Annotated in this window: 10 protein-coding genes; 1 reads left to right on the top strand and 9 read right to left on the bottom strand. The window is 47.8% G+C overall.

All coding sequences use genetic code 11. The annotated features are described in order from the left end of the window. Window positions 1-239: 239 nt before the first annotated feature. From KIS29_10780 to KIS29_10800, 5 genes are read right to left on the bottom strand one after another with little or no spacing between them, the layout of a single operon-like run. Entirely contained in the window at window positions 240-467 is a 228-nt protein-coding gene (locus KIS29_10780) for a hypothetical protein (protein ID MBX8640809.1), read from the bottom strand. Beyond that, window positions 464-703, bottom strand: a complete 240-nt coding sequence (locus KIS29_10785) for a hypothetical protein (GenBank protein MBX8640810.1) — start codon at window positions 701-703, stop codon at window positions 464-466. The genes KIS29_10780 and KIS29_10785 overlap by 4 nt, the downstream gene beginning before the upstream one ends. A 2-nt stretch (window positions 704-705) precedes the next feature. After that, window positions 706-1,053: a hypothetical protein gene (locus KIS29_10790; protein MBX8640811.1), complete on the bottom strand. Its 348-nt coding sequence runs from the start codon at window positions 1,051-1,053 to the stop codon at window positions 706-708. 4 nt (window positions 1,054-1,057) lie between these two features. Continuing rightward, the gene (locus KIS29_10795; GenBank protein MBX8640812.1) at window positions 1,058-1,468 is read right to left on the bottom strand and encodes a hypothetical protein; all 411 of its coding nucleotides are present in this window, start codon (window positions 1,466-1,468) and stop codon (window positions 1,058-1,060) included. Between the two features lie 2 nt (window positions 1,469-1,470). Continuing rightward, window positions 1,471-2,262, bottom strand: coding sequence for a hypothetical protein (locus KIS29_10800; protein MBX8640813.1), 792 nt, complete (start codon window positions 2,260-2,262; stop codon window positions 1,471-1,473). A 216-nt stretch (window positions 2,263-2,478) separates the two neighbouring features. Here KIS29_10800 and KIS29_10805 point away from each other — a divergent pair, with 216 nt between their 5' ends. After that, the gene (locus KIS29_10805) at window positions 2,479-3,300 is read left to right on the top strand and encodes a hypothetical protein (protein MBX8640814.1); all 822 of its coding nucleotides are present in this window, start codon (window positions 2,479-2,481) and stop codon (window positions 3,298-3,300) included. Between the two features lie 64 nt (window positions 3,301-3,364). Here KIS29_10805 and KIS29_10810 read toward each other — a convergent pair whose 3' ends face one another. The 4 genes from KIS29_10810 to KIS29_10825 all read right to left on the bottom strand — a co-directional run. Continuing rightward, window positions 3,365-4,837, bottom strand: coding sequence for a hypothetical protein (locus KIS29_10810; protein ID MBX8640815.1), 1,473 nt, complete (start codon window positions 4,835-4,837; stop codon window positions 3,365-3,367). Beyond that, window positions 4,812-6,059 (bottom strand): hypothetical protein, encoded by a 1,248-nt coding sequence (locus KIS29_10815; protein ID MBX8640816.1) that lies wholly within the window; start codon window positions 6,057-6,059, stop codon window positions 4,812-4,814. The genes KIS29_10810 and KIS29_10815 overlap by 26 nt, the downstream gene beginning before the upstream one ends. Beyond that, complete coding sequence (locus KIS29_10820) at window positions 6,056-6,727, bottom strand: hypothetical protein (GenBank protein ID MBX8640817.1); 672 nt, start codon at window positions 6,725-6,727, stop codon at window positions 6,056-6,058. Before KIS29_10820 ends, KIS29_10815 begins: the two co-directional genes overlap by 4 nt. Beyond that, window positions 6,720-9,697, bottom strand: a 2,978-nt coding sequence (locus KIS29_10825; protein ID MBX8640818.1) for a hypothetical protein, incomplete at its 5' end; no start/stop codon positions are given. The genes KIS29_10820 and KIS29_10825, both read right to left, overlap by 8 nt.

Genomic DNA, 9,697 nt, shown 5'->3' on the forward strand with positions numbered 1-9,697 from the left:
CCATGTCTTGTCCTGTGCCGTTCAGCTTTCCTTGCGCCAGTAGGTGTCTTTACCCATTTCTTGACGCCAAGTTTAGCATTCCGGCTATCGATCTCCCTGTCATGTGCGGTTACATTGCGCCTTTTCTTAGATATGCGCTTATTCATGTGATCTCTTCCTTTTACCCGTCACTTCCACACGAACAGGGACAAGAACGACCATCGTTCTGTCTCGTCTTTTCTTGCTGATTCGTTTGTTCATCACTTCCCTCCATTGTTCTTTATAAGTTTCTGCAGGCGTTTGCGTTTTGCTGGATGATGCCTGTTGAAAGTTTCCAGTGCGGCAAGCTTCCTGTTTGTTTCGCCTTTCCCGTATTTCCTGTCAGCTTTTCGTATAGCGGTCATCTGTTCCTTTTCAGGTTCAGAAAGATCGAAACCATACTTCGACAGCGATCCAGGATGCCTTATTGCTATCCTGCGTCTGCTCATTTCTTCTCACCCGAAAGTCCTACCCACACCATGCCAATCCCTATCAGGAATGTGAACACGTACACCAGCGTCATGAAAGTGTTGTATCTGGGCATCGAGGTGGTGAAATAGGATGCTATCCCATACACCCCTGATCCGATGTATCCCTCGAAGCTGTATTGCAGCGTGCCGTTGATCCATTCGGCGATCACGTAGATCACCAGCAGGACTCCCAATACCAGGACTATGGGCCTCATATTCACAGCAGGTGCGACAGTGCGTTACCGAGCCCTCCGAACAGGTTGCTGAAGAACGATCCGATGCCGTTTCCGATTGCGATGAACGGTGCTGCTATTGCTCCCGCTATGGACTGTCCTATGCCGGCTAACCCTGCCTGCCCTGCCGGAGTGGTTATCGTGAAATATATGGATGCTCCGATCACAACAACCACAACCAGCACTGTGAACAGGGCTATTGCCTTGAAGTCCAGCTCAATGGATGCGGTGTCCTCGCGAAGATGGGAAAGCCTGACTGCCCCGGAAATGAGGAGAAGGAAGAGCAGGCGTAGCTGGTGCGCCTTCCACCTCAACCTCTCCATTCCTGTCATGATCTCACCTGACGTCTCTGCGCTTTGCATACGCAAGAGGAGCGACGAGCATCACAAGCCCGAACACGAATCCCAGAATCCAGACCACGAATGCAGACCCGCTTGTGGAAGTCGCGAGGTTCACGATCAGCTGGCCTTCAGGCAGGAATATCTCGACCATGTACGCGCCTATGGCATATCCAAGAAGCATTATGCCTATTGTGTAGTCATATCTCCTTGCTCTGTCAAGTGCGGCATACAGGTATCCGGAAAATCCGCCGATGACAACTCCCATGACGATTCCGCCCCATCCCAGTGAAAACACTCCAGTCTCGCCCAGGAACCATGATATTGCCACGAATGCGGCAAAGATGATGATTCCAATGATGATTCCGGGTATCTCCCTTTCAACATGCGATGATTTGTTGCTTGCCATTTTCAGCGCCTCCCTATTCTTGGCATGCCCATGAACACAAGCGCAACCACCAGAAGCATTGTAACTGCTGTTACATCAGTGAACACGTTAATGAGGTTGATCACAAAGGGTGCTCCGTATGTCTGGTAAAGCTGTACTGACAGGTGGTTCGTGGATGAAACGCCGGTGCTGTTCACATTTATCAGGATTGTTCCGCGGTCATTGAAGTTTGACGTTGCAAGCCCGAAGAGTGATATCGCAGTGGATTTGTTCAGCTGGTTTACGATGCTTGAATATACAGTCTGTGATCCAAAGAGGTTAACCCCTGTTACTCCCTTGTCGCTCATGGCGTGAAGTGAAGTGTCGTTGACCTGTGTGCCGAATTCCAGTGCGGCGTACTGCAAAGTAAAGGTATTTGTTTCAGCAACGCCGGTTGCGTTCTCAGTGGCAAGCTTCACGTTCATGGTATTGAAGTAAAGCGAACTGTTAAGCAAACCCTGTACATTGTATAGGGGATTGCTCTGGAACACAACAATGTTGGTCGCATTGAACCCCGCCGGAAAAGCAATTGTTGCTGTGCTTCCGCTCAAAACTACCGTGCCCGCTTCCCACGTGGGGTTCTTGCCTGATGCGTTGAATCCCCACGCCTGTCCATAGTCACTGCTTATGCCAACGGACTTCACCAGGTTGTTTCCCGACCCGAAGTCCTGTATTGCATAAGCGGTGCCGACCCCGCCCAGTATAAACACAAGAACGGCTATACTGGCGAGGATCCTTTTCTGATACACGTTTTTTGCTATATTTATGTTTCTCACCGAGGATCGCTTTTTCGCAATCCTTAAAAACTAATTACAACACAAGGGAAGTATTAAACTTTTCGGTATGACTAAAGAGATTAGGCGCCTTGAACTTCGTGCGCCTGCGTAAGAATACTCATGTAACGTAAATGAAAAAAAATCGGGCTTTCATGGGTAGTGAGCATTAAAGTATATTTACTCGTAGTATATGACTAAAGAAGAAGTGAAATACAAATGGAAATTGAAAACATGAGGAAAGTGCCAATCTGGGATGAGATGCCAGGACAGCTGACAAGGATTCTGCGGTACAGGGAATCGAAGGAGATAATCTCGGCAGCCGATCCGCAGGAGCAGGGAAAATATCATATGGAGTTTCCTTGGAGCCGGAGAGAACTCCAGATATTTCTCCAGGTGCATCTGTTCACGGGGTTGCGTGTGGCTGATGTGGTAAGGCTGATGAGGCATCCGGAACTCTATCAGGATGATGGCAGCCTACTGATGTCACGGTCAGTCCTTGGAGGTGGCAAGGAGAAAGTGAGAAGCAAGTCGTTCGTTTCATACACATCCGCTCTTGGCAGGGAGATCATTGAGAAGAGCGGTTTCTTCAGCATGAGGCCTCCAGCGCCTGACAACCATCTGTTTTTGCAGGTTCTGAGGAATATAATTGCAGAGGCGGCTAAGAACGCAGGTTTCGAGGTGCGTGAGTACAATGAGGAAGAAAAAAAGCCCAAGAAGGATCAGTACGGCATCCCGATTACTGGCAGTGACGGAAAAATAGTTACAGTAAAGACATTCAGGACCGTACATACCACCGGCGTCAATAACCTGACATTCCGCAAGACATGGGATTCATGGCTCATAAACTCATTCGGATCGAATCCCATGATGGTGATGATGATCGAGAAGAGCATGGGGCATGACATCAATACAGCCCTGAAGCATTACCTCACTTTCCAGTTTGACGAGGAGGACATGCAGGATATACGGAAGGCAACCGAGGGGTTTGGGCCAAAGAATTTTCGGATGCCTGAATACTTCACGCAAACTAAGGCCTAATAATAGCCCCGCATATTTTCAATGCGGTTAAATCAATTATAAATGAGTGGTGAATAATTATAAATCACATGAATATGCCGGATTCGTCGTTATCCTCTTCTTTTCGGCTCTTCGCTTCTGCCTTTCTCCCATCTTCCCTCCTATTCTGTATGAAGTCCGCCTCGAACATTTCACCCTTCTCCTCAAGGTAACGATCCTGGAATGCCAGTGTCATCTGTGATGCAGCTTCGATCACTTTGTCAGGCTCTTTCAGGTATGTGTTCATATTTGTAGCTTTTGATTCAACGAGAACCTGCTGAAAGGGATATTTTTCCCATTGAGCAGTAAGATCGGAAGCAATACCCCTGTTTATGATCTTCGTAAGTGGATCTTCAGGGACTATCCCCAGCTTGACGCTCTGGATGGCGTTCCTCTCTCCGCTGGTGACCACATATTCGGCAGTCGCATATCTTGTGTTTCCCCCTTCACGCTTGTCTATCCATATCTGCGGGTTAACGAAATTTGTCAGTGTCGACACGGGAAGCGGGTCGGGATTTGCCGATGAAAGAACATAACGGATCCTCATCTGCCTTGTCAGCTGAAATAACGACTGGAACAGAGTTATCTCTTTCGACATTGCGTACCTAAGCTTATCAAGCCCTATCTCTCCTGCGTAGAAAATGGCAAATATATCAGGAGTGTCATCATCTGCCTCTTCCTGATCCATGCTCCAGTCGTATTTCGTCCAGAGTATGGAAGACCCCTTCGGTTCATCGACGAACACCTGCCACGGATACGTATAGGAGAAAGAGGAATATATGCCAGGAAACACCCCCTGCCTCTGAAATTTTGTATGTCCCTCAAAATTTGGAAGATAGGCACGTATCCTCGAAGCTTTGCGTCCGTATGTGGGGTTTGTATATCCACGATGCAGATAAGCGGTCTGCCGGATGGTATAGAGAACAAAGTTGGTTTTTCCTGCCCCTGTCTTCCCTGATACGAGGGGGGTGATCTGATCCCCGTCATGCATGTACAGCAGCCTGACAAATTCGGGATTGGTGGTGTCGCACCTTGTGTTATCAGTTTCCGATGAGCTTGCCGCAAGGAATCCAAGGAGCCCGGAAGTCCTGTCGAAGTCCTCAAGCGTTTCGAGATACGCCCACCTGCGCCTGTCAGACCGGATGGCCTTTATTTCCTCATTGTACATGGAAATAAGAATCGGAGACCATCTTTTCTCTCCTTTCCAGTTTGTGTGATAATCCCAGAGTACCTTCTTTATCCTTCCCCTTTCTCCAAGGGGTATCGTTTCTATCGTGTAGCCATTGTGTGATTTCACTTCATCAAAATATTTCCACAGAAGTATCTCCTGCATCAGTTTTTCAAGCGCATCCCTGTTGGTGTGTGTATCAAGTGCCTCCAGGAAGTACCTGCCTCTGCGCGTCAGGTTGGCATATTCCAGATTTCCGGCGCCTTTTGCCAGTATCTGTTTTGTCTTTTTGGCAAGGATGGGAAGATCGATGCCCCCTGATGCGTTATTGTTCGTCCTGCGCTGTACCATCCAACCCCCCCTCGATCATTTTCTTGAGTTCTTCATCCATTACTTTGTTGACAACCTCCGATGCTTCCCGGACATCAGGCGCTCTGGAAGCTGTTTCCTGCTCAATGTAGACCTCGTCAGGCTTCCTCCGCAGTTTTTCATACAGGAGAAGGTTCGCATCTGCCTCGGCTTTAATGCGTTTCTCCATCAGGCCAATGTCATATTGCCTCTCTATCTCCACGGTCCTGGCATGGTTGATCATCTCAATGATTTTTTTCTCCTGCGCATTGACAGCTTTCCTTTCCCTCAGCCTTTCCAGATGATACTTTTCAACATCTTCAATTATCCCTCTCCATGCAGTCAGGAAACCCCTGTTTGTTTTGTTCATCTTTATCTTTATGATTCTCCTGCCGTAGCGTTCCTCTATTTCCCCGTTGTTCTCCCCTATCACGGCGATGGCAGCGTATATCTCCTTGATCTTCTCCTGCACGAATTTTATTTCTTCTTCATCGATGCCGTCCCTCTGTAGATACTTTCTTGTCCTTGCAAGAGCATCTTCAACCTCGTAGGGCATCCATGAAACGACCTCCCCCCAGACGTCAAGCTTTGCTACATCCAGATCTTCATACATGGCAGCGCCCCAGACCATGTTATAGTGGAATGATTTTATTTTCCACACTTCGGTGTGATTCGAGGACACTTCCTTGATGACGCCATAGGGAAGCAGGAATTCCTCTGATCCCTTGTCAAGAGTGAAAACATTGGTGACCGTTTCCTTTGCCTCTAATGTAACAACTTCGGTTTTGCCGTTGTTATCCCTGATCGCCACGGGTATTTTTTCACCCTTGCGGACTTCCTGAATCAGTGGAAACTTTTCTGTCCTGAATATGAAATGATAGAACACGATGAAGAACGTTACGAATATCCCGATGAATGTGATAAGGGAATATCCGAAGAACGGATTTTTTGACTCACCGTAGATAAGGATGCTCATGATGGCCAGTGCTGCAAGAACATGGATGCCGTACGATTTCACATGCCTGCCTGATGCTGTTGTGTACCCTACGAGCGCCTTGGCTATACGGTACCTGAGCAGCCGTGAGGCGTATTTCTCTGAAAGAGGCATTTCAGGCCAGTGGAAAAGAGTCTGTTCTTTTTCGCCGTTCTTCGATTTTTTCTCACGTATCTGCACCTTGTACTCATTGAGTTCCTCTTCAGTGGGAAGCGTCCTCTCATTCCTCATTTTATATCCCTCCCCATTCCTCCAACCTGGTTCTTGCCCAGGTCTGGATGGGATTTTCTCCATTCACGTGTGAACAACGCAACCTCGAAGGCAGCGAACACACCAACCGCAGCCGCAGGAATATAAGTCAATGCAGCAATGCTGTTCGTTATCGACGGTCCCGATTGAACCTTCTTGACAAGATTTGACTCATAGTTCACGAATGTCACGGGCGTAACGACGTTGCCATAATATGTCATCACACGGGTATAGTTCAACCCTTCAGAGTGAATGGCTATAACAAATGACATGTTCGATGAGGTTGCTACGATGAAGTTCTGCGTCGTGATGTTTGAGAAAACTAAATCCTGGAATATGTATGTGCCGTTTGTCGACAGCGTCAGGGTTGAATTTCCAGGAGACCTGGCAGTGATAATGAGGTAATTAGCTATCTCCCCTGATGGGTGCTGTGCCGTTAGATATCCTGCATACCCGTCAGTATAAGATGTGTTCACGAATATCTGGGCGTTCATCTCGTGGATGTCCACAGGTTGCGATCCCGTAATCATGGGCAGCACAGGAGGCACATAGGGCGACACGGCAGGGGGAGGGAGAACAGAAATGAACCCCACACATACGAAACCACCAATCACATAGGCTGCTATCAGTATTTTTACTGTTTTATTCACTTTTCTTCACTTCCTTTCTTTTCAGTATGGTTCTGACGGAATCCAGCAGGTTTCCGTCCTTGTGGTTCTGCATCTTCTCCAGGATGTTGCGGGCATCCAGAAGTGTCATTGCCCTGCTTCCAATCTTCACCGGTATTTTGTCTACAACACCGTCAGGAGACCGCATGAATGCATCCTGCTGTGCAGTGCTCAGGGATGCATATTTAGCTGCAAGATCATAGTTGCTCTGGAGATTTCCCTGTGTGAGTTCAGTCGCTGCTGAGGCAACGAGTGAGTTGTCCACAGCCTGGGCATCCGTCTTGTCCCTCTTGAGTTTCCTGTTGATGTACCTGATCAGGTATCTCAGTCCGAATGTGCCGATCACCAGGAAGAGCGTCACTATGAGTGTTACCAGCAGGTTTGAGGCTATGCTCTGCCCGAGCCCGACCCAGAATTGCTCGAATGATTGCAATGGAGACAACGTTTTGGGCTGGATATTCTCAGTCTGCGTTATTGCGGCATGCACGGGCGATCCGGACAGGTTGAATGATGATACCTCTGCATAAAATGTGTACTGTCCTGTTGGCATTCCGGCAACAGAGAAGTCTATTGCACCGGCAGAGTAATTTACGGGGGCGTAGGTGTGAATGACAGTGTTGCCCTGCAATACATAGAGAGTGGCGTATGGGAACGCCAGAGCGGTATCGGTCAGGTTGAATCTTGTCTGATTGCCGTAGTATAGGTAGAGCGGCACTACGTACGACTGGTTGGTGTTCAGTGAGTTCGATATGCCGAATGCAAGCGACATGCCGACGGATACCTTCTGCGGCGAATTGACTGTGAACTGTGATGATGATGCACCTGCATATTTTCCGTATATTACATCGATTTCAGCAGAGAATGAGCCTGATGATGTAGGCGTCACCGTGTATGTGACAGTGTTCCCCGAAACCGTAGAAGATGAGGTGAAAGACTGAGATGAACCAGTGGAATTCTTCAATACTACGAGGATGGTTGAGTTCTTCAGCTTCGCTGAAGGGAAGGATGTGTAGTTGTTGTAGAAGACATTCCATGACAGCGTTTCGGCCTGATTCGTGAGTATCGTCGGCGTGGATGATGCCTGAACGATCCTGAGACCGTATGTTGTGTTCGCAACCGACTGTGTGTAATTGAGAAGCTGATTTATCTTGGCATCGAACTCAGTCAGATTCAGAAGAGCCTGCCCGTTGAGGTAGAACTGTTGGTTCGATTTTGAGATGTTAACGTAGAATGTATTCGTCACGTTGTCATGCATGTGAACCGTGTAATTTCCGGCAAGGAAATATCCTATCCAGTTCTGCCCGACAGAATCTGTGAAATTATAATGTTCAGATGATCCGGTGACATTCAGTGATACATATTCAGTGGCAAGAGGAGAGTTCTGTGGCAGCTGCTCGTCGTTCTCGATACCCATCCAGTATGACGGCGTGGTGATCGTTTCCGTCAGGGAAGTAAAGGAGGATTGCAATGTCACGTTTGTTTCAAGAAGGGTCTGATTCAGCAGATCCGCTATCCTTATTTCGTATGTCGATCCCTGATAGCCGGTGAATGTTGTTCCCAGTGTGTAGGGCTGGTCGTTTATGAACGATTCAACACGTGGATTTCCTGAGTTCGACAGCGTGCCGAGGTTCGAGCCAGAATAGGCATTGACTTCAACCTGAAGCTGACCTATCGGGGCTTTAAGGTATATGAGCAATGGCTGGATTGTTTCATCCGTAGTGACTGAACCGGACTTGAACTCCTGCTGCCCTGAAGTTACCGAGTAATAGGATGTTGTCCACTGGAAGGTTGTGCCATTGGCAACTATCGCCGAGTTGAAGAAAGATTCGTTGATGCCGTTATGAGCGAGATAAACGTAGTTCGCAGTGGAATTGAAGAAATCAAACTGCAATTCCGTAACATTGAGAGGTATGGATATTGCCCCTGACTCATTGGCAATAAGGTAATTCGGGACTGAGCCAACCTGATCGCCCCATGGGTCAAGAACGCTGATACTGACCGTCGAACCGTAAGGAATCTGAACTAACTGAGATGCTGTTTTTATCGTTGTCGGCGATGACGATCCGAAGGGTGTCATCGTTATGACGTTGGTGAAATAGTCCACAGGGGCAGTTATGCCCGCTGGCATGATGTATTGTATATTCTGATAAGTGGAATGCCCGATCTCCGTTGATGGTTCTATTAATGTGACCTGCACGGAGCCGAATCCCTTCACATCTTCTATTGTGATGTAATGCGTTCCATTCTGTATGGGCAGATATGTTGAGGGATAGATGTTCGAAGGAATCCATGAGGTGTTATAAAGAACGGTTACATAGTTCGTTGATGGTGCAATGGGAATGTTATAGGTCTGGTAGTTGAACGTGCTGTTGTAGCTTCCCGTTGTCTGCCCCGTGAACGTACTCGATGTTGTGGCATTCGCCTGAAATACCGATCCTGTGCCGATGGTGAAGGTGGGCATTGGAGATGGCGTAATAGGTCTGTTCAACGATACCGCTGTTCCATTTACGCTGACTCCGTTCCAGTATGTGACGTACGCAGAACCATAACCATCACCGATAAATCCCATGTAATTTCCGTCATGAGCAACTGTATAATACGATGTGGCATTCTGCCCATAGGCATTCTGTGAAGCATAAGACCAGTAGCCTATCACTGTGCCATTGGAATTGAAATGTATTATCCCTTCATACCATGTGCTTGCCGATGGATCAAAGGTGTTTAATGGAGGGCTTCCCCATGATGTCCATGAGGTTGTGGATGCAAATTGGCTGTCTGGAGAGCCGCCTCTTGTATCAAATCGCAACATCTGTCCTGCCCCTGCTGAATTTGCATCAAAAAAGACGTCACCAAGCCCATTGCTCCATACATAGAATGAAATGTTTGTATTCGTTCCGTAATCCAGCGTTGGCATGTAAATATAATAACCAGAAACAGAATAGGCATAAAATC

This window comes from Candidatus Sysuiplasma jiujiangense (assembly GCA_019721075.1).
Taxonomy (GTDB): domain Archaea; phylum Thermoplasmatota; class Thermoplasmata; order Sysuiplasmatales; family Sysuiplasmataceae; genus Sysuiplasma; species Sysuiplasma jiujiangense.